At 67.8% G+C, this 25,170-nt stretch carries 26 protein-coding genes and 1 pseudogene; 17 read left to right on the forward strand and 10 right to left on the reverse strand.

Going from position 1 to position 25,170, the window contains the following annotated elements:
* Positions 1–200: 200 nt before the first annotated feature.
* Positions 201–3,464, reverse strand: a complete 3,264-nt coding sequence (locus AB0C30_RS12010) for a discoidin domain-containing protein (protein WP_357942398.1) — start codon at positions 3,462–3,464, stop codon at positions 201–203.
* A gap of 237 nt (positions 3,465–3,701) precedes the next feature.
* Here AB0C30_RS12010 and AB0C30_RS12015 point away from each other — a divergent pair, with 237 nt between their 5' ends.
* The 13 genes and pseudogenes from AB0C30_RS12015 to AB0C30_RS12075 all read left to right on the forward strand — a co-directional run bounded on the left by AB0C30_RS12015 (position 3,702) and on the right by AB0C30_RS12075 (position 15,631).
* Positions 3,702–4,688 (forward strand): LacI family DNA-binding transcriptional regulator, encoded by a 987-nt coding sequence (locus tag AB0C30_RS12015; RefSeq protein WP_357942400.1) that lies wholly within the window; start codon positions 3,702–3,704, stop codon positions 4,686–4,688.
* A 143-nt stretch (positions 4,689–4,831) separates the two neighbouring features.
* Positions 4,832–6,181 (forward strand): extracellular solute-binding protein, encoded by a 1,350-nt coding sequence (locus AB0C30_RS12020; RefSeq protein ID WP_357942402.1) that lies wholly within the window; start codon positions 4,832–4,834, stop codon positions 6,179–6,181.
* 5 nt (positions 6,182–6,186) lie between these two features.
* Positions 6,187–7,053, forward strand: a complete 867-nt coding sequence (locus AB0C30_RS12025) for a sugar ABC transporter permease (RefSeq protein ID WP_357942404.1) — start codon at positions 6,187–6,189, stop codon at positions 7,051–7,053.
* Positions 7,050–7,982, forward strand: a complete 933-nt coding sequence (locus AB0C30_RS12030) for a carbohydrate ABC transporter permease (RefSeq protein ID WP_357942406.1) — start codon at positions 7,050–7,052, stop codon at positions 7,980–7,982. Before AB0C30_RS12025 ends, AB0C30_RS12030 begins: the two co-directional genes overlap by 4 nt.
* Before the next feature lie 3 nt (positions 7,983–7,985).
* Positions 7,986–9,506 (forward strand): glycoside hydrolase family 13 protein, encoded by a 1,521-nt coding sequence (locus AB0C30_RS12035; protein ID WP_357942408.1) that lies wholly within the window; start codon positions 7,986–7,988, stop codon positions 9,504–9,506.
* Positions 9,503–10,030, forward strand: a complete 528-nt coding sequence (locus tag AB0C30_RS12040; RefSeq protein WP_357942410.1) for a carboxymuconolactone decarboxylase family protein — start codon at positions 9,503–9,505, stop codon at positions 10,028–10,030. Before AB0C30_RS12035 ends, AB0C30_RS12040 begins: the two co-directional genes overlap by 4 nt.
* A gap of 48 nt (positions 10,031–10,078) precedes the next feature.
* Positions 10,079–10,456, forward strand: coding sequence for a hypothetical protein (locus AB0C30_RS12045; protein WP_357942412.1), 378 nt, complete (start codon positions 10,079–10,081; stop codon positions 10,454–10,456).
* A gap of 145 nt (positions 10,457–10,601) precedes the next feature.
* Positions 10,602–10,976, forward strand: a complete 375-nt coding sequence (locus AB0C30_RS12050) for a hypothetical protein (RefSeq protein ID WP_357942414.1) — start codon at positions 10,602–10,604, stop codon at positions 10,974–10,976.
* A 225-nt stretch (positions 10,977–11,201) separates the two neighbouring features.
* A pseudogene (locus AB0C30_RS12055) lies at positions 11,202–11,606 on the forward strand (IS5/IS1182 family transposase); the annotation flags it as partial.
* A 256-nt stretch (positions 11,607–11,862) separates the two neighbouring features.
* On the forward strand, positions 11,863–12,102 hold the full coding sequence (locus AB0C30_RS12060; RefSeq protein WP_357942416.1) for a TrfB-related DNA-binding protein: 240 nt from the start codon (positions 11,863–11,865) through the stop codon (positions 12,100–12,102).
* Positions 12,099–13,160 carry a hypothetical protein gene (locus tag AB0C30_RS12065; protein ID WP_357942418.1) on the forward strand — a complete coding sequence of 354 codons (1,062 nt, stop codon included), beginning with the start codon at positions 12,099–12,101 and terminating at the stop codon, positions 13,158–13,160. The genes AB0C30_RS12060 and AB0C30_RS12065 overlap by 4 nt, the downstream gene beginning before the upstream one ends.
* A 721-nt stretch (positions 13,161–13,881) precedes the next feature.
* On the forward strand, positions 13,882–15,045 hold the full coding sequence (locus AB0C30_RS12070) for a hypothetical protein (protein WP_357942420.1): 1,164 nt from the start codon (positions 13,882–13,884) through the stop codon (positions 15,043–15,045).
* Between the two features lie 208 nt (positions 15,046–15,253).
* Positions 15,254–15,631, forward strand: coding sequence for a nuclear transport factor 2 family protein (locus tag AB0C30_RS12075; protein ID WP_357942422.1), 378 nt, complete (start codon positions 15,254–15,256; stop codon positions 15,629–15,631).
* A 328-nt stretch (positions 15,632–15,959) separates the two neighbouring features.
* Here AB0C30_RS12075 and AB0C30_RS12080 read toward each other — a convergent pair whose 3' ends face one another.
* Positions 15,960–16,457 carry a DoxX family protein gene (locus AB0C30_RS12080; RefSeq protein ID WP_357942424.1) on the reverse strand — a complete coding sequence of 166 codons (498 nt, stop codon included), beginning with the start codon at positions 16,455–16,457 and terminating at the stop codon, positions 15,960–15,962.
* 21 nt (positions 16,458–16,478) lie between these two features.
* Between AB0C30_RS12080 and AB0C30_RS12085 the strand changes: the two genes are divergently transcribed.
* The gene (locus AB0C30_RS12085; RefSeq protein WP_357942426.1) at positions 16,479–17,255 is read left to right on the forward strand and encodes a hypothetical protein; all 777 of its coding nucleotides are present in this window, start codon (positions 16,479–16,481) and stop codon (positions 17,253–17,255) included.
* A 6-nt stretch (positions 17,256–17,261) separates the two neighbouring features.
* On the opposite strand, the gene AB0C30_RS12090 is transcribed toward AB0C30_RS12085, so the two are convergent.
* Both AB0C30_RS12090 and sigJ read right to left on the reverse strand, forming a co-directional pair.
* Positions 17,262–18,080 (reverse strand): NAD(P)H-binding protein, encoded by an 819-nt coding sequence (locus AB0C30_RS12090; RefSeq protein ID WP_357942428.1) that lies wholly within the window; start codon positions 18,078–18,080, stop codon positions 17,262–17,264.
* Positions 18,077–18,973 carry an RNA polymerase sigma factor SigJ gene (gene sigJ, locus AB0C30_RS12095; RefSeq protein WP_357942430.1) on the reverse strand — a complete coding sequence of 299 codons (897 nt, stop codon included), beginning with the start codon at positions 18,971–18,973 and terminating at the stop codon, positions 18,077–18,079. The genes AB0C30_RS12090 and sigJ overlap by 4 nt, the downstream gene beginning before the upstream one ends.
* A gap of 163 nt (positions 18,974–19,136) precedes the next feature.
* On the opposite strand from sigJ, the gene AB0C30_RS12100 reads away from it, so the two are divergent.
* Together AB0C30_RS12100 and AB0C30_RS12105 are read left to right on the forward strand one after the other, a co-directional pair.
* The gene (locus tag AB0C30_RS12100; protein ID WP_357942432.1) at positions 19,137–19,736 is read left to right on the forward strand and encodes a dihydrofolate reductase family protein; all 600 of its coding nucleotides are present in this window, start codon (positions 19,137–19,139) and stop codon (positions 19,734–19,736) included.
* Between the two features lie 47 nt (positions 19,737–19,783).
* Entirely contained in the window at positions 19,784–20,137 is a 354-nt protein-coding gene (locus tag AB0C30_RS12105) for a hypothetical protein (RefSeq protein ID WP_357942434.1), read from the forward strand.
* Positions 20,138–20,610: 473 nt separating this feature from the next.
* Here AB0C30_RS12105 and AB0C30_RS12110 read toward each other — a convergent pair whose 3' ends face one another.
* The 3 genes from AB0C30_RS12110 to AB0C30_RS12120 all read right to left on the reverse strand — a co-directional run bounded on the left by AB0C30_RS12110 (position 20,611) and on the right by AB0C30_RS12120 (position 22,056).
* A complete protein-coding gene (locus AB0C30_RS12110; RefSeq protein ID WP_357942436.1) occupies positions 20,611–21,075 on the reverse strand; it encodes a YdeI/OmpD-associated family protein in 465 nt (154 codons plus the stop codon).
* Positions 21,076–21,198: 123 nt separating this feature from the next.
* On the reverse strand, positions 21,199–21,612 hold the full coding sequence (locus AB0C30_RS12115; RefSeq protein WP_357942438.1) for a VOC family protein: 414 nt from the start codon (positions 21,610–21,612) through the stop codon (positions 21,199–21,201).
* Between the two features lie 102 nt (positions 21,613–21,714).
* Positions 21,715–22,056, reverse strand: a complete 342-nt coding sequence (locus AB0C30_RS12120; RefSeq protein ID WP_357942440.1) for a glyoxalase — start codon at positions 22,054–22,056, stop codon at positions 21,715–21,717.
* A gap of 142 nt (positions 22,057–22,198) precedes the next feature.
* Here AB0C30_RS12120 and AB0C30_RS12125 point away from each other — a divergent pair, with 142 nt between their 5' ends.
* The gene (locus tag AB0C30_RS12125; protein ID WP_357942442.1) at positions 22,199–23,209 is read left to right on the forward strand and encodes a helix-turn-helix domain-containing protein; all 1,011 of its coding nucleotides are present in this window, start codon (positions 22,199–22,201) and stop codon (positions 23,207–23,209) included.
* 61 nt (positions 23,210–23,270) lie between these two features.
* Here the strand turns inward: AB0C30_RS12125 and AB0C30_RS12130 are convergent, their stop codons facing one another.
* The 3 genes from AB0C30_RS12130 to AB0C30_RS12140 all read right to left on the reverse strand — a co-directional run bounded on the left by AB0C30_RS12130 (position 23,271) and on the right by AB0C30_RS12140 (position 25,081).
* Positions 23,271–23,747 (reverse strand): hypothetical protein, encoded by a 477-nt coding sequence (locus AB0C30_RS12130; protein WP_357942444.1) that lies wholly within the window; start codon positions 23,745–23,747, stop codon positions 23,271–23,273.
* Between the two features lie 11 nt (positions 23,748–23,758).
* Positions 23,759–24,001 carry a hypothetical protein gene (locus AB0C30_RS12135; RefSeq protein ID WP_357942446.1) on the reverse strand — a complete coding sequence of 81 codons (243 nt, stop codon included), beginning with the start codon at positions 23,999–24,001 and terminating at the stop codon, positions 23,759–23,761.
* Positions 24,002–24,085: 84 nt separating this feature from the next.
* A complete protein-coding gene (locus AB0C30_RS12140; RefSeq protein ID WP_357942448.1) occupies positions 24,086–25,081 on the reverse strand; it encodes a LacI family DNA-binding transcriptional regulator in 996 nt (331 codons plus the stop codon).
* Positions 25,082–25,170 lie beyond the last annotated feature (89 nt).

Below are 25,170 nucleotides of genomic sequence, written 5' to 3' on the forward strand. Positions count from 1 at the left end.
GAGGGCGCCCCTCTCTAGGGGCCGCTGCCACGACGGGCCGTCTTGTTCCGCTCCCCCTGGCGGGGGTGTCCGTCCTTGGGGACTTCGTCACAGCGGGCCGTTTTCTCCCGCTCCCCCGAAGGGGGTATCTCCCAAGGGACCCCAGCCACCACGCGACCGTCACACGGATCGAGACGGTCGCGTGGCGGACCCCCGGGTTGTCAGGGGTTGACCGTGATCGTGAAGGTAGACGTCGTGTTCTTGATGTTCTGCGCGTTGTTACCGAACCGCAGATTGTTGAACGTCACAGCCCCCACAGCCGGCCCCTGATCCGGCTCAGGCAGCTCGTTGGCCCAGACCCCGAAGCCGGACTTGGCGTCGAAGGCATCACCACTCTTCTGAGCCCCACTGATCGACACATTCGTGAAGATCGTGTCCTTGACCGGGTTCTGCGGCTGGTTGCCCACGTAGTTCGTCTGGAACATGATCCCGTGGTAGGTCGGATCGACGATGTCCAGGTTGCTGACCCTGATCCCCTGGAACACCTTGGAAGCGGAGAACACCCACATCGCCGGGAAGGTCTGCTGCCCCCAGAAGTGGCCGCCGGCCCTGACCAGCGAGATGTTCTCGAAGCTCGTGGGCGGGCTGGCCCCGAAGCCGAGCATCTGGATGCCGAAGTCCAGCGAGCTGATTGTGACGCCCGAGTAGACCAGCGTGTCGGCGACGTAGATGTTCCGGAACGTGTTGGCGTACCCGCCGTAGACCGCCACACCAGCCGCCCGCCAGGTGAGCAGCGAGGTCAGGTTCTCGAAGACGTTGTCCCGCTGCTCGCCGTTGTTGATGTCGATGGCCGAGAACAGCGCGAAGCTGTCGTCGCCCGTCGAGCGGGCCTCGATGTTCGTGACCAGGTTGCCGGTGCTGCCGTTGGTCATGTTGACGCCGTCCGCGAACGTGTCGCGGATGCGCGAGTTCTTGATCGTCATGTTGTCGGTGTTGGTGCCCCAGAGCAGGCACATCTGGTGCTCCACCCAGATGTTGTCGATCACCATGTTCGCCACATTGGCCAGGTCGAAGACCTTGCCGGGTCCGTCGTTGCGCGAGGTGTAGTTGCCGAAGGAGGCGAAGTTCGCGAACGTCGACCCGTTGGCCGTGGCATCCGCGCGGAAGCCGGTGTCGGTGTTCTCCTGGCCCGCCGGTGAGAGGAACCTGGTGAACCACGGCCCGGCCCCGACGACCTTGACCGCCTTGCCGTACACCTGGAACTTACTGGCCGTCTGGTAGTCGCCGGCAGGCAGGTAGACGCCGACGAGCGTGCTGTCCTGGCGCGCCTTGTCGAGCGCGTTCTGCACGTCCTGGTGGGTGAAACCGGCCGGTACGGCATAGTGCGCCGGGTCCGGGTTCGGGATCTGCGTCACCTGCTCCAGGTCGACGAAGTCGATCGTGTACGCCGAGCCGTTGGCCGCGTCCTTCTGCAGCTTGATCTTGTGTCCCGCCTGGACCGTGGTGCCGAGCAGCAGGTTGGCCTCGTCGTAGATGTGCCTCGGCGCCCCGGAGCCGGGGGAGTTGCCGGGGCTCGACTCGGGGCCGTAGAGCCAGGCGTAGCGGGAGGTCAGGTCGATCGTCTTGAGGAAGGTGCCGTCGACGTAGACGTTCAGCGTCGAGCTGTTCCCGCCGCCGCCCGCCGCGTCCGGGATGGAGAACCGGGTGACCAGCGTGTTCGTGGCCGCCCTGGTGGTGAACTCGACGTAGGAGCCGTTCGTCCCCAGTGTCACCGCCCGGCGGCCGGACGCCTCGCCGGCCAGGTCGCCGACGGTCCTGTTCGGGCCGATCCGGGTGGCGCCGCCGCCGATGGCCGCGTCCTCGGCCTCATAGGTGTCGTACGGCATGTGCGCGCCGCGCCCGACGAACAGCTGTTGCGTGCTGGTGTTGTTGGCCCGCTTGACCGGCAGTTCGTTGGCGTCGTCGGCCAGCACCACCTTGACCGTGTACTTGCCGTTGGCGGCGGTCCAGGTGCCGAGCCCGGCCGGTCCGGCGGTGGCGCCCGGTGCGATCGCGCCGCTGGTGGCGCCGGTCAGCGTCTTGACGACGGTGCCGGACTCGTCGGAGACGGTCAGCGTGATGCCGTGGGAGCCGCCGCTGGAGGCGATGGTGCCCTGGTTCTTGATCCCCACCGAGAACGTCACGGTGTCGCCCTGGCCGGGATTGCCCGGTGTCCAGGCCACCGGCGCCGCGATCAGGTCGGCGGTGTCGACGGGCTTCACGGTCAGTGAGGCGGTGGCCGTGTTGTTGCCCTCGTTCAGCTCGACGACCTTGCCGTCCTCGTCGACCTTGGCGCTCACCTGGTAGGTGCCCGCGTCCCGCGCGCCGATGGCGCTCGACACGGTGGCCGAGGCCCCGGCGGCCAGGGCGCCCACGTTCGCGGTGCCCGCCTTGACGCTGCCCAGGTAGAAGTTGACGGAGGTCGCGGCGGAGGGGGCGGTGCCGGCGTTCTTCACGGTGGCCGACAACGTGACCGCGTCGGTCTCGACCGGAGAGGCCGGCGACGCGGTCAGCCCGCTGACCGTGAGGTCGGGGTTGGTCGACGGGGTGCCGAAGACCTGGAACTCGGCGATCTGTCCGCCGGGCGCCCCCGAGTTCGCGGTGATCTTGAGCTGCACGTCCGCGACCTTGGCAGTCACCGGGATCGTCACGGAGTTCCCGGTGGCCGGGTCGAAGGTGTAGACGGCCTGCGCCACCAGGCTCGACAGGCCGCCGGCGCTCTGCTCGCGGCCGAGCACCTGGATGGTCTGCGTACGCCTGGCCCAGGCGGGGTCGGAGTTGAGCTTGAGCACGATGGAGGTGAGGTCGGCGTTCGCGCCGAGCTGCACGGTCAGCGTGCCGGGGTAGGCGGCGCCTTCCCAGTACGTCTGGACGTTGCCGTCGTTGGCGTTGGCCGCGACGTAGGTGTGGGTGTGCGACGACTCGGTGATCGGCTTGCCGGTCGCCAGGTTCGTCGCGTCACCGGGATCTTGGCCGCCTGCCTGGCCGTACACCTCGAACTCGGAGAGCTGACCGGCGGGCCAGGCGCTGTTCGCGGTGATCTGGAGGCGTACGTAGCGCGTGGCCGAGGCGCTGACGGGGATCGTCGCCGTGGGGTTGAAGGTGTAGGTGGCCGCGTCCTTGATGGTGCTGAAGCTGGTCCCGTTCGCGCTGCCCAGCACGGTGAGCGTCTGCGTACGGCTGGGCCAGCCGCTCGGAAGCTTGAGCGTCAGCTGGTTCACGGTGGCGGCCGAGCCGAGGTCCACCTGCACCCACTGCGGGAAGGCGTTGTTGGCCGACTCCCAGTAGGTCGCCTGGTTGCCGTCGGTGACGTTGGGGGCGGGATAGACGTCGGTGAAGCTGCTCGCGGTGGCGGTCTTGCCGGCGGAGAGGTTGGTGTCGGCCGCCCACGCGGGGGCGGCCAGGACTCCGATGACTAACGCAAGGGCGGCTAGGACAGCTCTCATGGGGGATGGCCCTTCGAGGAAGACGATGGCCGAACCATAAGATGTCCAGCAGATAGCAGCAATATTTCGACGACATTTCGCAAAGAATTGACTGACAAGTGCAGGCTTCTACCCACCGAGACGGCTGGTCAGAGCGTTAGAAGCGCTGAATATCGGCGGCGACCGGCCGCAAGCAGCGTACGTCGGATCCACGTAAGCGGTTGCAAGTGCTTGCGTGATCGGCCTTATAGTTTGCGCATGACACGACGACTCGCAGAGGTGGCCAAGAAGGTCGGGGTGAGCGAGGCGACCGTGAGCCGCGTGCTCAACGGTAAGCCCGGCGTGTCCGAGGCGACCCGCGAGGCCGTGCTGACCGCGCTCGACGTCCTCGGCTACGAGCGCCCCACCCAGCTGCGCGGCGACCGGGCCCGGCTGGTCGGCCTGGTGCTGCCCGAGCTGCAGAACCCCATCTTCCCCGCGTTCGCCGAGGTGGTCGGCGGCGCGCTGGCCCAGCAGGGCTTCACCTCGGTGCTCTGCACCAGGACGGTCGGCGGCGTCTCCGAGGCCGACTACGTCGACCTGCTGCTCCAGCAGCAGGTCAGCGGTGTGGTCTTCGCCGGGGGCCACTACGCGCAGGCCGACGCCTCGCACGCCCATTACGCGCTGCTGCACGAGCGCAAGCTGCCCACGGTCCTGGTCAACGCGGCCGTCGCCCATCTCGACTTCCCCCAGGTGTCGTGCGACGACATCGTGGCCGCCGAGATGGCCCTGGCTCACCTGCGGGCGCTCGGTCACGAGCGCGTCGGCATGGTGCTCGGGCCGAAGGACCACATGCCGTCGCGGCGCAAGCTGGAGACGTTCCTCGCCGGTGGGGGCGATCCCGAGCTGGTCGAGCACACGATGTTCTCGCTGGAGGGCGGGCACGCGGCGGCCGCGAGGCTGGTCAGGCGGGGCGTGAGCGGCGTGATCTGCGCCAGCGACCTGCTCGCGCTCGGCACCGTCCGGGCCGCCCGGCGCGCCGGGCTGGCCGTGCCGGCCGACGTGTCGGTCATCGGCTTCGACGACTCGGCGCTGATGAACTGCACCGACCCGCCCCTGACCACGGTCCGCCAGCCGATCGACGCGATGGGCCGGGCCGCCGTGGACCTGCTGGTCGCCCAGATCGACAAGGCCGTGGTCCCCGCCGACGAGCTGCTGTTCGAGCCGGAGCTGGTCGTACGCGCGTCCACCGCACGCAAGGCGTAGGCGCTGAACCCCGCAGCCTGCAGTAGGTCGCTGAACGCGACCTACTGTGATCCAGTCGTTATCTTGCAATACACAGTCGTAATATTGCGGAGATCGGTCGGCGAACCTATGGTGTGGGCACCTCGCATTAGAAGGGTCAGCCCATGCAGAAATCCACAGGACTGTTAGTCGTCACCGTTCTCGGCCTGTCCGCCACGGCCTGTGGTTCGGGCGAGCCCGCCAAGTCGACGGCGGGCGGAGCCGCCCCGGTGTCGATCACGGTGGCCTGCCAGCCGGCGAAGTCCGCGCCCAAGGAGCGGCAGGCTTGGGACGACGACGTGGCCACGTTCATGAAGGCGCACCCCGGCGTGACGGTGAAGAGCACGGACCAGCAGCCGTGTTACGACCCCAAGACGTTCGGGCCCAAGCTGGCGGGTGGCCAGATGGAGACCGTCTTCGTGGTGCCCGTGACGAACTACAACGACGTGATCGGCCAGGGCCAGGCGCTGGACATCACCCCGTACACCAGCGAGATCAAGAACTGGAACGACCTGCGCCCCGACGTCAGGCAGCTGGTCACCAAGGACGGCAAGGTGTACGGCGTGCCGAACGTGCACTACGGCGTGGGCCTGGTCTACAACCGCGCGCTGTTCACCAAGGCCGGGCTCGACCCGAACACCCCGCCCAAGACGTGGGCCGAGGTCCGCGAGGCGGCCAAGAAGATCGCCGGACTCGGCGCCGGATATGTCGGCTACGGCGAATACTCCGGCGGCAACACCGGCGGCTGGCACTTCACCCAGGCCATCTACGGCCGGGGCGGCAGCATGGTGACCGACGACGGCAAGAAGGCCGCGTTCAACTCGCCCGAGGGCAAGGCCGTGCTGCAGAACCTGCACGACATGCGCTGGGTCGACAACAGCATGGGCAACAAGCTCCTGGTCGGCTGGGAGTCGCTGATGATGGCGATGGGCAGCGGCAAGGTCGGCATGATGCTCGGCGCGCCCGACGTGGTCACCGACGTCGTCAACAAGTTCAAGGGCAGCGTCGCCGACTACGGCATCACCGGTTTCCCCGAGGCCAAGGCATCGCTGAGCGGCGGCGAGGCGTACATGATCAACCCGAAGGCCACCCCCGCCGAGGCCAAGGCCGGACTGGAGTGGGTCGACTTCCGCTTCAACACCGCGGGCAAGGGCCGGTTCGACTTCGCCCGCGGCAAGACGCTCGGCAACCCCGTCGGCGTACCCGACAACGACGTCTACGGCGACTCGGCCACCGGCAAGGCGATCAAGCAGGACCGCACGGCGAACGCCACGCTGCCGGTCGCGAACTACCAGCCGTACGTGGACGCCGCCGCCACCATTCCGCCGAAGGCCGAGCCGGTGCATGCCCAGGAGCTGTACGCCATTCTCGACGTGGCCATGTCGGGCGTGCTGAGCCGCCAGGACGCCAACATCGACAGCCTGCTCTCCGACGCCGAGACCAAGGCCAACTCGATGCTGGCGACCAAGGGCTGACCTGAATGCGTGTCCTCAGGCGCAATCTGACGGCCTACGGGTTCCTGTGCGCGGCGCTGGCGTGCTTCGCGGTGTTCGCGTGGTACCCGATGATCAGGGAGTTCGTCCTCAGCTTCCAGAAGACCACCCTGGTCAACCCGCCCACCTGGGTGGGACTGGACAACTTCCTGTCCGTCGTCCAGAACCCGGCGTTCGGCAAGGCGTGGCTGAACACCGTGGAGTTCACGGCACTCGCCCTGCTCTGCGGCTACGCCGTGCCGTTCGTCATGGCGCTGGTGCTCAACGAGTTGCGCCACGCCCGGGCCTACCTGCGGTTCGTGGTCTACCTGCCGGTCATGCTGCCGCCGATCGTCGCGGTGCTGCTGTTCAGGTGGTTCTTCGATCCCGGGCCCGGGCTGTTCAACCAGCTGCTCGACTTCTTCCACCTGCCGGCGCTGGCCTGGCTCGACTCCTCCTCGACCGCGCTGATCTCCCTGGTCATCGTCGCGACCTGGATGAACATGGGCAGCGCGACGCTGATCTACCTGGCCGCGCTGCAGAACATCCCGCCCGAGCTGTACGAGGCGGCCGAGCTCGACGGGGCCGGCATCTTCAAGCGGATCAGGCACGTCACCATCCCGCAGACCCGGCTGATCCTGCTGCTCATGCTGATGCTGCAGGTCGTGGCCACCATGCAGGTGTTCATCGAGCCGTACATGCTCACCGGCGGCGGCCCGGAGGACGCCACGATGACCGTCGCCTTCCAGATGTACCAGTTCGCGTTCACGCTCCAGGACTACGGCGCGGGCGGCGCGCTCGGCATGATGCTGATGATCGTGCTGCTCGCCTTCGCGGCCTTCCAGCTCCGGCTGACTCGGGAGGACAAAGCATGATCTCCGTCGGTGCCCGGGCGTCGGCTACCGGGACGCGGCGGGAGAAGAGAGCGCCCAAGCGCATCGAGGTGCAGTTCAGGACCATCGTCTCGCCGCACCAGCTCAACAGCCGATGGGGACGGCGCATCTACTGGACCGTCCTGATCGCGGTCGTCACCGGCTCCACCCTGGTCTTCGTCTTCCCGCTCTACTGGATGATCACCGGCGCCATGAAGACGGGCGAGGAGATCGCCCAGATGCCGCCGACCCTGTTCCCCGCCCACCCCACGTTCGACGCCTTCATCGAGGCGTGGGACCTGTTCGACATCGGCGTACTGCTGAAGAACACCGCGTTCTACGCGCTGGGCGCCTGGCTGTTCTCCATGGCCGTGGACGTCGCGGCGGCGTACGCGCTGTCGAAGCTCCGGCCGATGTTCGGGAACGTGGTGCTGGGCGCGATGCTGGCCACGTTGATGATCCCGCCGATGGTGGTGATCATCCCGCTGTACGTCACGATCGTCGACCTGCACCTGCTGAACAACGCCTGGGGCCTGTGGTTCCCCGCGGCGGCCAACGGCTTCAACATCTTCCTGCTCAAGCGCTTCTTCGACTCCATCCCACGGGAACTGGTCGAGGCGGCCCAGATCGACGGCGCCGGACCGCTGCGGGTCCTGTGGTCGGTGATCCTGCCGATCTCCAGGCCGATCCTCGGCGTGGTCTCCATCTTCACCATCGTCACCGCCTTCAAGGACTTCCTGCTCCCGCTGCTGGTCATGACCGACAGCGAGAACATGACGGTCAGCGTCGGCCTGTCGCAGACCGCCGGCGCGGTGAGCCAGAACCAGATCATGGGCGGCCTGGTCATCTCCAGTATCCCGATGATCATCGTTTTCTTCATCTTCCAACGGCACATCATGGCGGGCCTCACCGCCGGGAGCATTAAGGGATAGCGCATGTCGCAAACGTGGTGGCGGGGGGCCGCGATCTACCAGGTCTACCTGCGCAGCTTCGCCGACGGCAACGGTGACGGCATCGGCGACCTCGCCGGGCTGCGCTCACGCCTGCCGTACCTGAAGGATCTCGGCATCGACGCCATCTGGCTGAATCCGTGGTACCCGTCGCCGATGGCCGACGGCGGCTACGACGTGGCCGACTACCGGGGCATCGAGCCGGTGTTCGGCACGCTGGCCGAGGCGGAGACGTTCATCCATGAGGCGCACGAGCTCGACATCAAGGTCATCATCGACGTGGTGCCGAACCACAGCTCCACGGCGAGCGCCTGGTTCCAGGAGGCGCTGACCGACCGCGGCGCCAGGGACCGGTTCTGGTTCCGCGACGAGCCGAACGACTGGCAGTCGATCTTCGGCGGGCCCGCCTGGACACAGGTCGCCGACGGGCAGTGGTACCTGCACCTCTTCGCCCCAGAACAGCCGGACTTCAACTGGGACAATCCGGCGGTCCACCGCGAGTTCGAGGACGTGCTGCGCTTCTGGTTCGAGCGCGGCGTCGACGGCTTCCGGATCGACTCGGCGGCCCTGCTGTTCAAGTCGGACACCTCGTACGAGGACCTCGACGAGGTGCACGAGGTCTACCGGCGCTGGCGCGAGGTCGCCGACGAGTACGGCGACCGGGTGCTGATCGGCGAGGTGTGGCTGCCCGACCAGGAACGCTTCACCCGCTACCTGCGTCCCGACGAGCTGCACACCGCCTTCAACTTCGACTTCCTGGCCTGCCCGTGGGAGCCCGCCGAACTGCGCCGGGTCATCGACCTCACGCTGACCACGCACGCGCCGGTCGGCGCCCCGCCGACCTGGGTCCTGTCCAACCACGACGTCACCCGCCCGGTGACCAGGTACGGCCGGGCGGACACGACGTTCGCGCACGGCGGGCGCCTGCACGGCATGCCTTCCGACCCGGAGCTCGGCCACCGCCGGGCCAGGGCGGCGGCCCTGCTGGCCATGGCGCTGCCCGGCAGCGTGTACGTCTACCAGGGCGAGGAGCTCGGCCTGCCGGAGGTCGAGGATCTGCCCGACGAGCAGCGCCAGGACCCCATGTACCACCGCTCGGGCGGCACCAACCGGGGCCGGGACGGCTGCCGGGTGCCGCTCCCGTGGGCGGGCGACGAGCCGCCGTTCGGCTTCGGCTCTGGTGAGGCCCCCACCTGGCTGCCGCAGCCCGAGAGCTGGCGCAAGGTCACGGCCGAGGCCCAGTCGGCCGACCTCGGCTCGATGCTCAACCTCTACCGCACCGCGCTCGCCCACCGCCGCGACCTCCTCGGCGACGGCACGCTCACGTGGCTCACGATGGGACCGGACGTCCTGGCCTTCACCCGGGAGTCCGGCCTGACCTGCGTGTCCAACCTCGGCACGGCTCCCGTACCGCTGCCACCGGGCCGGGTGCTGCTGACCAGCGGACCCCTGGAGGACGGCGCCCTGCCGTCCGACACGACCGTCTGGCTAACATCGCTGGCGTGAAACGCCTGCCGTCCAAGCCACCCGCCCACCTCGACGCCGACGCCCTGGCCCTCTACGAGAAGATCATCGCGGGCCCGCGCGGCACCTCGATGCTCGACGACGAGGGCGGACTGATCGGCCCGTTCAACGCGATGCTGCTCAGCCCGCCGGTGGGCGACGCGCTGCAGGAGCTCGGCGCGGCGATCCGTTACCGCTCCATGCTGAGCGCCCGCGCCAGGGAGATCGCGATCCTGGTCGTGGCCGGCCACTGCGACAGCGCCTTCGAGCAGCGCGTACACGAGGAGATCGGGCGCGGGCTCGGCCTGACCGACGACGAACTCGCGGCACTGCGCACCGGCGCGCCGCTGGACCTGCCGGATCCGGAGGAGGCCGCGGTGCTCGGCGTCACCAGGGCGCTGGTGGCACGGGCCGACCTTGACGACGCGGAGTACGCGCGGCTGGGGGAGCGCGTGGTGTTCGAGCTGACCACGCTGGTCGGCTACTACACCACGCTGGCACTCCAACTGCGTGTCTTCCGCGTCTAGGCCGTTGAGCCGTCCGAGCCGTATGTTGAGATCAACGAAAGGGACAACATGCATCGAACGGCCACAACCTGCCTGACACTCGCTTTCGCCGCCATTACCGCCGTCCCCATCTTCGCCGCTCCAGCATCCGCCGCCGCTCCGGCCGCGACCGCGGCCGCGAAGCCGCCGAACGTCCGCGCGTGCTTCGACGGGAAGTGCAAGATCACGATCACCAAGGCGGTGAAATTCCGCATCTCCAGCCGGTACGGCTTCACCCGGCTGTCCATCGCGCGAGTCGGTTCCGGAATGGTGAAGGTGCAGGGTACGGGGCCCGGCGTCTCCTCGACCGTGGTGCTCGGCTCGGGCGGCCGGGGGACGATCAACAACCTGTCCGTGAGGGTGTCGGTCACCCAGAAGTCGGCGACCGTCCGCCTCGCCCCACGCTGACCCGACGGCTATTGCACCACGCTGGCACTCCAGCTGCGTGTCTTCCGCGTCTCGGCGTTCTTCGCGTCACTACCCTTGGTAGCTGATCAGTCACATCGGGTCGCTTGACCTCGCGAAGACCATCGAAAGGGACAACATGCATCGGATGGCCACAACCTGCCTGGCGCTCGCCGCCGCCACCGTCGTCGTCTCCGGCGCGCCCGTCGCCGCGGCTCCGGCTTCGGCCGCGACCGTGGCGGCGAAGACGGACGACGACGTCAGCGAGTGCTTTGACGGTAAATGCAAGATCACCATCACCAAGCCGGTGAGCTTCCCCGTCTCCAGCACCCTTGGCTTCACCACGCTGTCGATCGCGCGCATCGGCGCCACGGTAAAGGCCGAGGGGACGGGGCCCGGCGTCTCTTCGTCCACGCAGCTGAGCGCGGGCGGCAACGGCTCGGTCGGCGCGCTGTCCGTACGAGTGCTGTCGATCACCCGGAACTCGGCGACCGTCCGCCTCGCCCCCTCCTCGTCCCGCTGACCACCCGCGCCCGGCCATCGTCAGGCACGTGTGCTGGGCGCGTAGGGCGCGAGCCCCTTCGCGGCTGGCTCGCCCAGCATGCGCGTTCAGCCAGGCGCTCAAGTATGCCGCCGGATGGCTGCGGCACATGCTCGCCGCTCTAAGAGGTGCTAACAGAATGAAGTTGGCCGCATCCTCACGGCGATGATGGTCGTTGTAGTGACCTGCTGGCGTCGGCTGCGGGACTGGCATCAGGCCGGAGTGTGGGACCGATTACACCAACTCCTCCTGGTCGAACTGCATGCGGCCGGCCAGTTGGACTGGTCCAAGGCGGTGATCGACAGCTTGCACGTCAGGGCGCTCAAAGGCGGCCCAAAACCGGACCGAGCCCGGTCGACCGCGCTAAACCGGGCTCGAAACACCATGTCATCGCCGACGGCGGCGGGCTCCCGCTCGCGCCCCAACCTGCTGTACGCCGACCGCGGGTGCGACCATGACAAGTGCCGTCGCCTGGTCTGGCGGATCGGCATCAAGCCCGTCATCGGCCGCCGCAACACTCCACACGGCTCTGGGCTGGGCGTGCATCGATGAGTCATCGAACTCACCCTGGCGCTGCTGCACTGGTTCCGCAGGCTGCGGATCCGCCGGGAGGTCCGTGACGGCATCCACGAAGCCTTCATGACCTTGGCAGTCGTGATCATCTGCTGACGCCGCCTCACCCGCTGATCATTCTGTTACCCGACTTGGTTCACGATCAAGGATTTTCCACTGGCGCGTCACTGTGACCTGCAGGTTCGTGGCTTGTGGCGGATAAATATACGCACTAACACGGGGCCATAAGGCGGCCCGATGTCGCATATGACAACCCTTGGTTGTCATGACAACCCTTGGTTGTCATTATGGACTCGTGATCAAGCACATCGAATCGGCGGCTCACGCTGCACTCCTCGCCGAGCTAAAGCAGGTCCGCGCAGCAGCGATCGAGCACGCCCACGCGGCGCGGGAGCTGTCCCGGCAGCGCCGCCGGCTGATCGACGCATTGCTAGCCGAGGGCTTCTCGCAAGCCGATCTAGCCAGAGAACTGGGGGTGACTCGCCAGGCGATCCAGAAGATGGCCGCGGCCGGTCAGGACGGGCCGCACCGATGATTCGACAGCGCGGGGTGGTCTACGACGTCGGACGTTCGATGGGCTCGCTGTCCATCAACTGGCGGCCCGACTACACACAGGCTCTGATGCGCCGGGAACTGGACATCATCCGGACCGACCTGCACGCCAACGCCGTGCGACTGGGCGGCCGTGCCCCCCGCCGCCTGCTGGCGGCCGCCGACTACGCGACATCCATCGGCCTCAACGTGTGGCTTGGCCCCGAGTTGTGGAACGCCACGCCGCAGCACACGCTGCGCTACATCACCGAGGTCGCCGCCGCGGCTGAGCCGCTGTTCCGACGCCGGCCGGACCGTCTGACCTTCAGCATCGGCAACGAGCTCACCCTGCTTATGCGCGGCATCGTGCCAGGCCGCAGCCATGCGCAGCGCAGTCGTTCACCACGCCTCCGCGAAGTTGTGCTGTCCCGGCAGGACACGCTACGCGCATTCCTGGCGGAGGCGGAAGCCTCGGTACGTCGCGTCTACAGCGGCCCGGTCAGCTACAGCGCTCTGCCGTTCGAGCGAGTCGACTGGGACCATTTCGACGTTGTCGGCGTCAATTATTACCGCCAGCAAGCCTCCACCACCGACCAGTACCTGGCCAAGATCAGCCGGCTCCATGCCACAGGGAAGCCTGTCGCCATCACTGAACTCGGGTTCGCGGCCTGCCGGAACGCCGACGACCCCGAATTCCTCAGCACCTTCAACGCGGCACCATTGTCCCTGCTGGGAATGCATGTACCAGTCCTGAGGCAGCTCATCCGGCCGCGGGTGCGAACGGTACACCACCGAGATGAACAGGCTCAGGCCAGGCTCCTCATCGACCAGCTCCAGCTGCTCGACCATGTCGGCGTCGACCGGGCGTTCGTCATGAGCTTCAGCTTCCCGCTCGCGCCCTACAGTGAGGACCCGTGCCACGACCTCGACGCCACGGCACTCAGTATCGTCCGCGCCCTCCGTCGGGGCCAGCACGGCACGACGTATCCCGACGTTGGCTGGGAACCCAAAGAGTCTTTCCATGCCGTTGCGCGCTATTACCGCCAGCAAGAGGCCGGATGACGTTCTCCGCGCCGGCCCAGGTGACCGCCTCAGCTGTCCGAGCCGCTGAGTTCGCACAGATCGAGTGTCAGGCCGGAACCACATCATTACCGCCGCCGACCTTCTCTCAGGCGACCTGCACCAAGCACTCGACTGTGTGCACAGCGATCCCGCTGCGCACTAATTGAGCCAACTCAGGGCCTGCGCATCCACTGGGAGATCCGAGACGACATCCACGAGGCCTTCATGACCCTCGCCGCCGCGACCACTGCTCGCGCCGCCTCACCCGCTGATCATTCTGTTAGGAGTTCTAAGCACCCAGCGCGGCCAAGGTTTCCCGGAGCCAGCCATCGGGGCGGCCGAGCTGGTGACCGCCGGGGTACGGCTGATCGCCGTCCCGGACGCCGGCCACAACATCATGATCGACAACGTCGAGGTGTTCACCCGGGAGGTGAGCGGCCTTCTCGCGAGATCGTGAGCAGGTTGACCGGCCCGCCGGCCCGCCGCAGTGCCGCGCCTCGAGTCACACCCGCCTTCATCTACTCATACCTACGGCAGGCACGGCCGCCACCGCCTGGAACGGTCCCGGTAGGCACCAAATTTCGGGCAGGTCTGGGGAGTTCTCCCGAGCGGATCGGGATCCTTCCATGAGGCTCGGCACCGGAGACCGCAGGGGCGTCGGGGGACGTTCACACGCCGCGGTCCTCAGGTCATTTCCGGAATGCCCGGAAGGGGATTGCACGTGCCTCAACCATGCTCACGCCAGACCGCGGGGGCCATCGCCCTGACGCTGGCCGCCTCCGGCAGCGCGGTGGTGATCCAGCCGCTGGCCCCGGCCCCGGCCATAGCCGCGAGGGTGAACGCCACCTGCGCCAACACGGCCACCGATGCAAGGAGCATCCAGGCCGCCATCGACGCCTCCAGGGAGGGCGACGAGGTCGTGTTCAAGGGCCCGTGCCTGATCAACAGGACCATCACCCTGCGTGGCCGCCGGACGTACCGGGGCGACGCCAAGGCCGGAACGGTGATCAAGCAGGCCGACGGCGCGAACCTGCCCGCCATGCTGGCCTCGGAGTCCTGGGTCACCGACCAGGCGTACAGCTCCGACCCCGTACGCATCGAGCGCCTGACACTGGACGGCAACCGCGAGCACAACACCGGCACCGTGGGCCTGATGCTGCGCTCGTGGGACAGCCGGATCTATGACGTGGACATCCTCGGCACGCCCAGCGACGGCATCCGCGTCAGCAACCCGTCCAAGAACGGCACCCGGCTCCGCAACACCATGGTCAACAGCGTGATCAGCGACGTCTACATCGAGCGGGCGGGCGGCTCCGGCCTCAAGGTGGTCGACCCCGGCAATGCGGTGACCGACTGGACGTTCCAGCGCTCGTGGATCGGTTTCAGCGGCGAGAGCGGCGTCGACGCGGAGAACTCGGCCGGATGGACGTTCAGCGACCTGCACCTGTACGCGACGCCGAAGCACGCCATCGACGCCCACCGCTGCTTCGGCACCTCCATCCGCAACAACTACATCGAGGACTTCGGCACCAAGGCCGCCGCGAGGCAGACTTATTACGGCATCCGCTGCGACCTCCAGGGCGAAGCCGGCACCACGATCTCCAACAACCGGATCCACAAGTTCGGCAACATGACCCAGTCGAGGACAACACAACAGGACGCCCGCTTCGTCTTCCTCGCCCTCGACGATGTGAACTACGGCAAAGGACACGCCGCCGTGACAGGCAACACCATCCTCGGCCATGGCACCAGGCAGGAGACCGGCCTGCTGTTCAGGAGGGGCGAGGGCAACGGGATGTCCATCGCGTCGACCGGCAACCTGGTCGACAACGTCGGCATCCCACGCTCGATCGGCCCCGGCGTACGGCTCACCAGTGGGTACTGACCGTCCCGGCCATGTAGCTGGCGGCAGACGCTCGACCCGCGCCGCCTCGGCGTCGTGTCGTTCGAGTACGTGGCGCCGCGCACCTAGGGAAGGGCAAGTCCTTCCCAGAGGAGGCGCGCGTTCTCCCTGACGTGCTCGACCCGCATGACCATAGGATCTTGATCGTTCGGCTCGGAGAACGGCTGGCAAGGCGGAGAAACGAGGCGGAATGAGGCCACAAGCCGAGGCGATACGTGACATCGAGCGGCAGCGCCTGCGTTCACTGGTCACGGGAGACATGGAAGTCGCGGACGTTCTGCACGCGGATGACTATCAGCTGATCACTCCGCGCGGCATTGCGCTGTCTAAGGCGGAGTACCTGGGCGAAATCGCTTCGGGGCAACTTCGCTACCAGGTGTTCGAGGCCGTCTCGGACATCGTCGTACGCAGCAGCGACGAGATGGCCATCCTGCGGTACCGCGCGCGGATCGACGTTTCCGCGGATCACGGAGATCTGCTGTCCCTTACCTGCTGGCATACCGATTGCTATGAGCTGCGCGAGGGACGCTGGCAGGCCGTGTGGTCTCAGGCGACCACAGTGGACTGATCTCTTCAGGGCATCCTCCCTGAGCCCAGTGGTGAAGCGGCACGCCCGCTGAGCTGACCTTGGTGACAGAAACGGCTTGCAGGTATCGCGAGTGGCCACCCGGCGTCAATCCAAGGTTGACGATAGCCAATCGTCAACCTATGGTTGACGAATGACGTGCGCAAGTAGTTCGCGTTCCAGAAGAATGCTGTGCCAAGGCCCCTCATGAAAGACGGGCGCCCGGCCTTTTCCGCAGCCTTCCGCTTCACCCTTGTCGCCCTGATCCTGATCGCCATGGTGATCGGAGCGCTGTGACGAAGCGAACGCGGCCGTCCCCGCCTGGAGGAGGTCAGGCGGCCAGCGCGCGTATGGTCACGAGGGCGACCACCAGTGCCAGGACCAGGACGTCGACGGAGATCATCGTAACCGGGTCGGCGACCCGCACTCTGCTGACGATCGCGCCGATCATCAGCACGATCAGGCCGATGGACGCGGCCAGGCCGAGCACCGGCAGTGAGAGTCCGACGAGGAGGCCGACGCCGCCCGCCGCCTCACAGAAACCGATCGCGCGCCACAACTCTGGCTTGACGCCCAGATGATCGCGAATGGCCAGCGACTGTGGAACGCTCCCCAACTTCATCCCGCCCGTCACGATGAACAGGAGGCCGAGCAGTATCGACAAGACGATGGTCGCGATGAGCATCGAAGTTCTCCAGGAATCGGCGGGTGTGTCCTGACCGCTGTCGATCATCGACCTCAACGCGGACAACTTTGGCGAAAGTTCCAGGCATTTCGAAATGGACCGATCGCCGATCATGTCTGGATAGCGTCCTTCTCGCTTGATCATCCACTTTCATGGGGGAACAGAATGAGAAGAACGCCGATGTACATCGGTGCGCTGGCGCTGGCGAGCACGATGGCCGTGGCCTCGGTCTCGCCAGCGGCCTGGGCGGAGGCGAAGCGCTCCTCGGCGGCGGTGAGCGCCGACCGTACCGTATGGCTGAACCCCGGTCAGACGTTGAAGGCCGGCGACTCCGTACGCTCGTCCAACGGCGCCTATGGCCTGCACCAGCAGGAAGACGGCAACCTGGTGCTGTACCGGGGGAGCACGCCGCTGTGGAGCAGCCAGACCGGCGACAGCCCCGGCGCGTTCGCCGCCATGCAGACGGACGGCAACTTGGTGGTCTACCGGGGGAGGACGCCCCTGTGGGCGTCCAACACCGGAGACAGCCCAGGTGCCCGTCTCGCGGTGCAGGACGACGGCAACCTGGTGATCTACGACGGCAAGACGCCGGTGTGGAACCGCCATGCCACGATCAGCGTGCTCGCCCCGGGCTACGCGCTCAAGCCGAACCAGTACGTCCGCTCCCGCAACGGCGACTACCAGCTCGTCCAGCAGGAGGACGGCAATCTGGTGCTCTACCGCGCCCGCCGGGCCCTGTGGAGTTCCAAGACCGGAGGCAACCCCGGGGCCGTCACCCAGATGCAGAAAGACGGCAACCTCGTCGTCTACCTGGGCAAGACGCCGCTGTGGAACTCCGAGACCGGCAAGAACCCCGGGGCGAGACTCGAAATGCAGGACGACGGTAATGTCGTCATCTACGACGGCAGGACGCCGCTCTGGTCCACGAAGACGGGCCGGTAGCCCGGATCACCGCCGGAAGGCGTCGGCATTGTCAGCGACCCACTGGGCGAAGGTGCGCGGGGGGCGGCCGAGGATCCGCTCCACCTCGCCCGTGATCGGTACGGGCTTCCCGATGCTGTCCGCGAAATAGCTCAGCAAGGAGTCGACCTGCTCCTTGCGCACCCCGTGCGCCATCATCGCCTGCGCGGCCATGTCCGGGCTGATCTCCTCATACCGCAGCGGCCGGCTCACCACCGAGCCGATGATCTCCACCTGCTCGGCGAAGGACAGCCCCTCCGGCCCGGTCAGCGTGGGCGCCTGCCCCAGCAGGTCGTCCCCGAGCAGCGCCCGTACGGCGACTGCGGCGATGTCCGCCTCGTGGATCGGCGAGGTACGAGCCTGGGCGTACGGTCCGCGGACCACGTCTCCGGCCTGGAGCTGGGGCGTCCAGCGCAAGGAGTTCGCGGCGAAGGCGCCGGGGCGCAGATGCGTCCATTCCGGGACGGCGGCCTCCACCGCCATCTCCAGTTCGCGGTGGATCGCGGCGTTGCTGCCTTCTTCGGGGTCCTCCTCCTCGGCGACGACCAGGGCCGAGACGGTGACGACCCGCCGTACCCCCGCCGTCCTGGCCGCCTCCAGCAGGGCGGCGGAGCCGCCCGAGATGTTCAGGACGAGGGCGGTCACGCCGTCGAAGTCGGGCTTGGCGCTGTCGCAGGCCTCGACTCCCTCAGGGAAGCGGGCCGTCTCGGGGGTACGGGTCAGCGCGCGTACCTTCACACCCTTGGCGGCCAGCTCGGCGACGAGCGGACGGCCGATGTTGCCGGTGGCTCCGGATATCAGAATCATGCGGTTCCTCTTTCCAGGTGGGAGAGTTTGTCGGGGTTGGTCACGGCGTAGATGCCGCATACCTGAGTCCCGTCGGGGACGAGGTCGAGAACGATGACCGCGAACGTGGTGTCACCGGACAGCAGCAGCGCCGACGGATCGCCGTTGACCGTCCGGAAGCGGATGTTGAGATCATCGACGGGATGCCGGGTCGCGTTGCCGACGATCAGCCGGGCGATCTTGTCCCGCCCGTGGAGCGGCCGCAGCCCGGCCGCCCGTGCCTTGCCCCCGCCGTCGGCCCACATGACCACGTCCGGCGCCAGGACCCGCATGAGCGCGTCGAGGTCACCGCCGGCCACGGCCGCGACGAACCGCTCCGTCACCTCCTGCCGGACTCGCGGGTCGGCCTGGTAGCGCGGGCGGCGGGCGTGCACGTGCTCGCGGGCGCGGTGCGCGAGCTGGCGGATCGCCGCCGGGCTGCGGTTCAGGATGCCGGCGATCTCGGTGTGGGCGTACCCGAAGACCTCGTTCAGGACGAACACCGCCCGTTCCAGCGGGGTGAGCGTCTCCAGCACCACGAGCAGCGCCATAGACACCGACTCGGCCCGCACCGCCGGATCCACGACATCGGGCTCCTGGGTGATGAGCGGCTCGGGCAACCAAGGACCGACGTAGTCCTCCCGGCGCCGGCTGATGCTCTCCTGCCGGGCCAGCGCCCGGTTGACGGCGATCCGCACGAGGTACGCGCGTGGATTGACGATCTCCTCGCCCGCCTCGCTCCTGGGCGCCCAGGCCAGCCAGGTCTCCTGCAGCACGTCCTCGGTGTCGGCGACGCTGCCCAGCATGTTGTAGACGATCGAGAACAGCAGCTCGCGATAGCCGGTGAAGACGCTGGTCGCCTGCTCGCTCACCATGTGCTCCTCCCACATTCCAGGGTCACCAACTGAGAGCGGCAGCGCACCCAGGAGTGTGACCGGATCCCGGAAAATGTGACCCGCATCTCACTGGACCATGTAGAGAACAGGCGGGCGGCTCCGACTTCCCCATGAACAGGCACCCAACATAGGAGGTAGCGAGATGAGCAAGGTCACCTGTGACATCGCGATGTCCGTCGACGGCTTCGTAGCGGGACCGAACCAGAGCCTGGAGAACCCGATCGGCGAGGGCGCGGAGCAGCGCCTGCACAGCTGGATGTTCGACGAGCCCGAGGCGCACGCGGCCGTGATCGAGGGCATCACGGCGGCGGGGGCCTTCATCATGGGCCGCAACATGTTCGGCCCCGGCCGGGACGCCTGGGACATGGACTGGAACGGCTGGTGGGGCGACGAGCCGCCGTACCACGCGCCGGTCTTCGTCCTCACCCACCACCCGCGCGAGCCGTTGCCGATGAAGGGCGGCACGGTGTTCAACTTCGTCACTGAGGGGATCGAGGCGGCCCTGGCCCAGGCCCGCGAGGCCGCCGGCGACCGCGACGTCGCCATCGCGGGCGGCGCGCTGACGGTGAATCAGTACCTCGCGGCGGGTCTGATCGACGAGTTGCGCCTGCACGTCGCGCCGGTGATCCTCGGAAGGGGCGAGCGGCTGTTCGACGGCGTCGGGGACACCAACCTTGAACCGGTTGGCGAGGTGTCGGGCACCAGTCTGGTCACGCACCTGAAGTACCGCGTGGTCCGGTAGCGGCGAGGCTTGCATCCGGTACTTAGGTCCAGGTTTACCGTCGAGGTATGACGCACCAGGACATAGCCCTTGGCCAGGAGTGGGTTCCTTCGGCGTGCACACTGCCCACCGCTGAGCAGCCGCTGCGGGTGGCCGAGTTCGACGCGTTGTTCGCCGAGGTCGTGCGGGCAGTCCACCGGCCGGACCCTACCCGGCTGCGGCTGGATCTGATCTTCGCTGCGGAGAACGCGGCCCGGGCCGCTGAGCTGGCGGCCCGGGAGAACGGCTGCTGCGCCTTCTTCACCTTCACGCTCACCATCGCCGACGGCGCTATGTGCCTGGAGGTTCGGGTGCCCGAGCAGCGGGTCGACGTGCTGGACGCACTCCAGCGGCAGGCCGACGCGGTTGTCTCGTCGGCGTGAACCCGCAGGTGGCTGGACGACCGATCATGAGAGGCTTTTTCGACGGCGGCAGCACGGGCCGGGGCGTGGTGGCTGACGGGGGGCACGTATGTCGCATGAGATTCAGGAGCCGTTCCTGCTCACCGGGCCGGTCGCAGGGCGTGCCGGGGTCAACCACCAGACCCTGCGCACCGGGGAGGGAGGTGCGCAAGGCGGTCACCGTCGAAATGGTGGCGGCGGGGGTTGAGCAGCAAGCGAGCGGCCAGTTGCGGGCCCGGCTGGTCGCGAGGGTCCGGGACGAGACGACGAAGCGACGCCTCCACCGAGACCACCCAGCTCTACACCCTCCTCGCCGACGAAGTCGCCGACGCCGAGATCCGCGCCGCGCGGCACGCTGACTGGGTCGAAGACAACAACCACCCACATCGGAAAGACCAGTCACGATTGGCAACGCCCGCCGAGCTCACCAACGTGACTGGCCGCTTGGTTGCTGCTCAAGCCCCGAGGGTGGAAATGGCCTTCTCGATACGCCGCCGACGTGTCTCGGGCTTCTTCGCGCTCTCGATCGCACGCACGTGCTCGCGCTTGTGGCTGTACGCAAGATTGTCGTACGCGGCGCGGGCGACGGGGTCCTCGTCCAGGGCGCGGGCGAAGTCCTCTGGCTCGACGACGACGCGCGGCTCGGTGTCGAGCTCCAGGTCGACCTCGACCTCGTCGCCGATCGCAACACCCGCGGCCCGCCGGTTGGCATTGCTGAGGCCGAGCAAGTGGCGGCCGCGCAGGAGGGCGACCCGGCTCTTCCAGGAATGCCCGTTGACTGTGATCGTCACCGGCGGCCGCGTGCCCCCGCCGAGCGCTGCTACCACCTCGGACGGAACTTCTAGACCCCGCATGGGCTCAGGTGGCTCAACGTAGGCCCGAAACTTCATGATCTTCTCCTGTTCGTCCTGCCGGTTCACCGCGGATCCCGCCCGGGCGGCTCCGACCGCCGCTCCCGCTGCTCGCACCCGGGGTCACAGCCGTCCGGGACGGCAGCGGCACGCGCCCCGCCGTCCCGGACGGCTGTGAGGCAAAGATCGCGGCTACTCCGCGTAGGGCTGGTCGGTTCCTTGGGCGCTGTAGCCCAGACTCCAGATGTAACCGTCCGGGTCGGCGAAGGTGCCGCCGTACCCGCCCCACGGCAGAGCGCCTGCGGGCTTGAGGACCGTGGCGCCGGCCTTCTCGGCCTCCGCCATGATCTCGTCGACTCGCGCCTCACTACGGACGACGTAGGTCAGAACCAGCCCGCTGAAGCCGCTGCCTTCCTGATCCGTGCCCACCTGGTTGGCCAGGCCTTCGCGGCCGTAGAAGCCGACGGGCGAGGCGCCGTCCGATTCGAAGAACACCGAGATGCCGTAGTCGCTCTGGATCTTCCAGCCGAGCCCCTCGGTGTAGAACTGCTTGGCCCGGTCCATGTCCCGGACGCCAAGAAGGATCGAGCTGACGTGTGCCTTCATGTCTTACTCCTTGGTTATGTGGTGCATCGGTGGTCCAGGCAGGGCCCGGGACGCCACCCCGGCGCGTTTGTTCGCCGGTGAAACTGGTCGCGAGCGCGATGCTCACTGGTCCTGCAGGAGGCCGAGGTCGTTGCCGTCGGCATCGGCAATGGTGGCCACCAGGCGGCCGCCGCCGACGTCGGTGACGTCCTGCCGCAGAACGGCCCCGGTGGCGAGGAGGCGCCGCAGGGTCTGCCGGATGTTCTCGACCTGCCAGTAGCAGACCGGTCCCGCCATACCCTGCCGATGCCCGCGGGGGTTCAAGCCGATCTCCTGATCGCCGGTCCGGTAACCGACGTAGTAGACCTCGTCCACGTAGGGCTCGACCCCGATGAGCGGGGTGAACACCTCCTTGGCCTTGGTGAGGTCACTGACCGGATAGATGATCATCTTCGCGGTCGGCACGATGTCTCCGCTCTCCTTGTCGCCGTAGTGAACACTTGTCGCCGGTGTGAACAACGGTATGGATCGCGGCGCGCCGGCGATGAGGCCAGAACGCGCCACGAACGGATCCGAATCCGCCAATGCCTGCCCTAGGGTGCAAGGCGTGACAAAAGGGTCCATGCCTCCCCATGTGGTGCGCCTTGTCCTCGAAGCGGCGAGAACCGCGGGTGTCTCCGAGGAGGAGCTCAAGCGTCTCCCCGGAGTAGGTGTCCTCGACCAGGAGGGCATCCGCGTGCCGACGAAGATGCTGACGCGCGTCTGGGAGATCTCCTCCGCCGCATTCGCCGAGGCAGGGGGTGCTCCCCGGGTTGCCCGGCTGTGGACTCCCGGCCGGTTCCACGTCTGGGACTACGTCATCAAGTCCTCGGCCGACCTGACCGAGGCATTCGAACTCGCGGCACAGCACATTCCCGCCATCACCGACCCCCACAGCGCGTTCATCGTCCAGCAAGACCCGGCGGGCCGCCTGACCGTTGCCACCCGGCCGGTCTCCACCTTCGGCCGCGTCGGCGAACTGATCGGCGAGTTCGTCCTGGGCCTGCTGATCCAGCAGGCCGGCACCGCGCTGGGCCGCCCAGTCACGCCCGTCGCCATCACCGTCGCCGGTGAGCCACCGCGATCGCGCAGCGATCTCCTCGACATGTACGGTACGACGGACGTCCAGTTCAACGCGCCGGTCTCATCGGTCGCCTTCTCCGCCCCCGACGCGACCGCGCCGCTGCCCGGCGCCGACCCCGCCCTGGCGGCCATCGTGCGTGACCATGCTGTCCATACGGTCGCCAACGCCAGGCTGATCCTGGGCTGGCTGGACAAGGTGCACGCCGAGATCGCCGCGAGCTTCGCCGACGGACCGCCGGCGCTCGACAGGGTCGCCAAGCGGATGGCCATGAGCTCCCGCACCTTTCAGCGCAGGCTGCACGAGGAGGGCACCAGCTGGCGCGAGGAGGTGGAGAAGGTCCGCGAGGCCGAGGCCACCCGCCTTCTCCGCGACACCGGACTCACCATCGACACGATCGCCGCCCGCGTCGGCTACATCGACGTGCGAGCGCTGCGCCGCGCCTTCCACCGCTGGTACGGCCGCACCCCCGCCGACTTCCGCCGCGAACGGAACTGACCCTTCGATGTGTTCACCTTCGTCACCGCCGGGACCGAGGCGGCTCCGGCCCACGCTCGCACTATTCCCGGGCCGCACCCTCTGGCCAGATCACGACCACCTTCACCCCGCGCGTCCTGGCCTCGGCGACCGCCTCAGCCGTCCCGCCTGCCCCGGTCCCCGGCCGGCCATCCCAGACGGCGACTATCTCGTCCACAGATCCGAGCATGGCTTCATTGGCCGCCTCGTACGCACCCCTGTTCGCGTGATCGAAATCCATGACGCGGACCAGCTTCGCGACGTCCATCAGCCGGTCGAACTGCTCGGCGTGGTCCGCCTTCACCTTGGCCTGTCGGTAATCGCGCGACGGGAGGACCACTTCGAGTGTCCCGCCAGCTGCCAAGACGGCGTCGGCGAACAGCGAGTCGGCGCCGCGAGCGATGCAGGACACGCCCGTCAGGTCGTCGCCCACCTGCGCGAGGTGCTCGCGAATCGCTGCGAACACGAGGGAACTCGTGCTTTCAGTCAGGTTCATGTGGCCGGTCACGCCGATCCGCATAGCCATACCCTTCACGTCAGGTGATCCCTAGCGGCCAGTGTGTCGCGGATCTGCTGGCTCAGGCCCGCCGCCGCAGGATCATCGCGAGTCTTGACCTCAAGGTAGAACTCGCGGAGTTGCACGCGCACTCGATCTGACTGGACCTGTCCGGCTGTATCCGTCGCGGCGCTGCCTACGGAGACGGCCTCATCGAGGTCCCCGTTGATCAGGTGCGCGAAAGCCAGCCCTACCTGATCGAGGGCGAGGCTGCGCATGCTCGAACGCTGGCGCAGTCAGCCCCCGGCAACACAGCCCGAAGCCCCAAAGCGCGAAGCGCCCCATAGGGGAGGTCATTGCCTTCAGGCGGATTCGCGGACGACCAGCTCAGTGGGCAGGATGATGGGCTCGGCGGAGCCGCCCGTGAACAGGCCCAGCAGCAATCGCACCATGGCCGCCGCCTGTTCGGGCACCGGGTGGCGCACCGTGGTCAGTGGGGGCTCGGTGTACTTGGCGGCCTCTATGTCGTCGAAGCCCACCACCGCCACGTCGTCCGGCACCCGTCGGCCGGCCAGGCGGAGTGACTGCAGGGCGCCCACCGCCATCAGGTCGTTCGCCACGAAGACGGCGTCCAGACCCGGGTCGTCGCCCAGCAACTGGCGCATGGCCACCGCGCCGGACTGCCGGGTGAAGTCGCCCACCGCGACGATGGAGCGGCGGTCGGAGTCGCGCAGGATGTTGCGGTAGCCCGTGAGGCGGTCCTGGCCGCCGATCATGTCCTGGGGGCCGGCGATCGTGGCGATTCGGCGTCTGCCCGCCTCGACCAGGTGGCGGACCGCCGCCTCGGCGCCGCCGACGTTGTCGTTGTCGACGTACGGGATGTTGACGGGTACAGCGGGTCTGCCGTACGAGACGACCGGGACGCGCAGGCGGGACAGCGCGGTGGGGAGGGGGTCGGCGCCGTGCATGGAGATGAGCATGACGCCGTCCACGTGGCCGCCCGCGATGTAGCGCTCCACCCGCGCATGGCTCTTGGGGGAGGAGGCGAGCATGAGGACTACCTGCTTGTCGGCCGCCTCCAGTTCGACGCTGGCCGAGCGGATGGCCGTGGCGAACAGCGGGTCCTCCGAGAACACCCTGGTCGGCGGTTCGGAGACGACCAGGGCGACGGAGTCGGTGCGCTGGGTGACCAGGCTGCGCGCCGCCGGGTTGGGTAGGTAGCCGAGCTCGTCGATGGCGCGCAGGACGGCGTCGCGGATGTGCGGCGCCACCGTCGTCTGCCCGTTGACGACCCGGGACGCGGTGGCGCGCGAGACCCCCGCGCGGGCGGCGACCGCCTCCAGCGTCGGCCGCCTCACGGCCGCACCACCGTCTCAGGGCGGACGCCGACCGACTCCAAGGTCGGCCGCACCGTCTCAGCGAGGAAGTTCGCCATGTGGGAGAGCAC

Source organism: Nonomuraea sp. NPDC048901 (assembly GCF_040649695.1).
In the GTDB taxonomy this organism is placed as follows: Bacteria; Actinomycetota; Actinomycetes; order Streptosporangiales; family Streptosporangiaceae; genus Nonomuraea.

What these genes read in the sequence shown, in the direction of transcription:
- AB0C30_RS12090 (WP_357942428.1), bottom strand. Translation starts at nt 18,080, where the DNA reads ATGATTCTGATATCCGGAGCCACCGGCAACATCGGCCGTCCGCTCGTC.
- AB0C30_RS12030 (WP_357942406.1), top strand. Translation starts at nt 7,050, where the DNA reads ATGATCTCCGTCGGTGCCCGGGCGTCGGCTACCGGGACGCGGCGGGAG.
- AB0C30_RS12115 (WP_357942438.1), bottom strand. Translation starts at nt 21,612, where the DNA reads ATGAAGGCACACGTCAGCTCGATCCTTCTTGGCGTCCGGGACATGGAC.
- AB0C30_RS12065 (WP_357942418.1), top strand. Translation starts at nt 12,099, where the DNA reads ATGATTCGACAGCGCGGGGTGGTCTACGACGTCGGACGTTCGATGGGC.
- AB0C30_RS12035 (WP_357942408.1), top strand. Translation starts at nt 7,986, where the DNA reads ATGTCGCAAACGTGGTGGCGGGGGGCCGCGATCTACCAGGTCTACCTG.
- AB0C30_RS12100 (WP_357942432.1), top strand. Translation starts at nt 19,137, where the DNA reads ATGAGCAAGGTCACCTGTGACATCGCGATGTCCGTCGACGGCTTCGTA.
- AB0C30_RS12075 (WP_357942422.1), top strand. Translation starts at nt 15,254, where the DNA reads ATGAGGCCACAAGCCGAGGCGATACGTGACATCGAGCGGCAGCGCCTG.
- AB0C30_RS12135 (WP_357942446.1), bottom strand. Translation starts at nt 24,001, where the DNA reads ATGCGCAGCCTCGCCCTCGATCAGGTAGGGCTGGCTTTCGCGCACCTG.
- AB0C30_RS12045 (WP_357942412.1), top strand. Translation starts at nt 10,079, where the DNA reads ATGCATCGAACGGCCACAACCTGCCTGACACTCGCTTTCGCCGCCATT.
- AB0C30_RS12080 (WP_357942424.1), bottom strand. Translation starts at nt 16,457, where the DNA reads ATGATCAAGCGAGAAGGACGCTATCCAGACATGATCGGCGATCGGTCC.
- AB0C30_RS12130 (WP_357942444.1), bottom strand. Translation starts at nt 23,747, where the DNA reads ATGCGGATCGGCGTGACCGGCCACATGAACCTGACTGAAAGCACGAGT.
- sigJ (WP_357942430.1), bottom strand. Translation starts at nt 18,973, where the DNA reads ATGGTGAGCGAGCAGGCGACCAGCGTCTTCACCGGCTATCGCGAGCTG.
- AB0C30_RS12020 (WP_357942402.1), top strand. Translation starts at nt 4,832, where the DNA reads ATGCAGAAATCCACAGGACTGTTAGTCGTCACCGTTCTCGGCCTGTCC.
- AB0C30_RS12050 (WP_357942414.1), top strand. Translation starts at nt 10,602, where the DNA reads ATGGCCACAACCTGCCTGGCGCTCGCCGCCGCCACCGTCGTCGTCTCC.
- AB0C30_RS12010 (WP_357942398.1), bottom strand. Translation starts at nt 3,464, where the DNA reads ATGAGAGCTGTCCTAGCCGCCCTTGCGTTAGTCATCGGAGTCCTGGCC.
- AB0C30_RS12105 (WP_357942434.1), top strand. Translation starts at nt 19,784, where the DNA reads ATGACGCACCAGGACATAGCCCTTGGCCAGGAGTGGGTTCCTTCGGCG.
- AB0C30_RS12085 (WP_357942426.1), top strand. Translation starts at nt 16,479, where the DNA reads ATGAGAAGAACGCCGATGTACATCGGTGCGCTGGCGCTGGCGAGCACG.
- AB0C30_RS12015 (WP_357942400.1), top strand. Translation starts at nt 3,702, where the DNA reads ATGACACGACGACTCGCAGAGGTGGCCAAGAAGGTCGGGGTGAGCGAG.
- AB0C30_RS12025 (WP_357942404.1), top strand. Translation starts at nt 6,187, where the DNA reads ATGCGTGTCCTCAGGCGCAATCTGACGGCCTACGGGTTCCTGTGCGCG.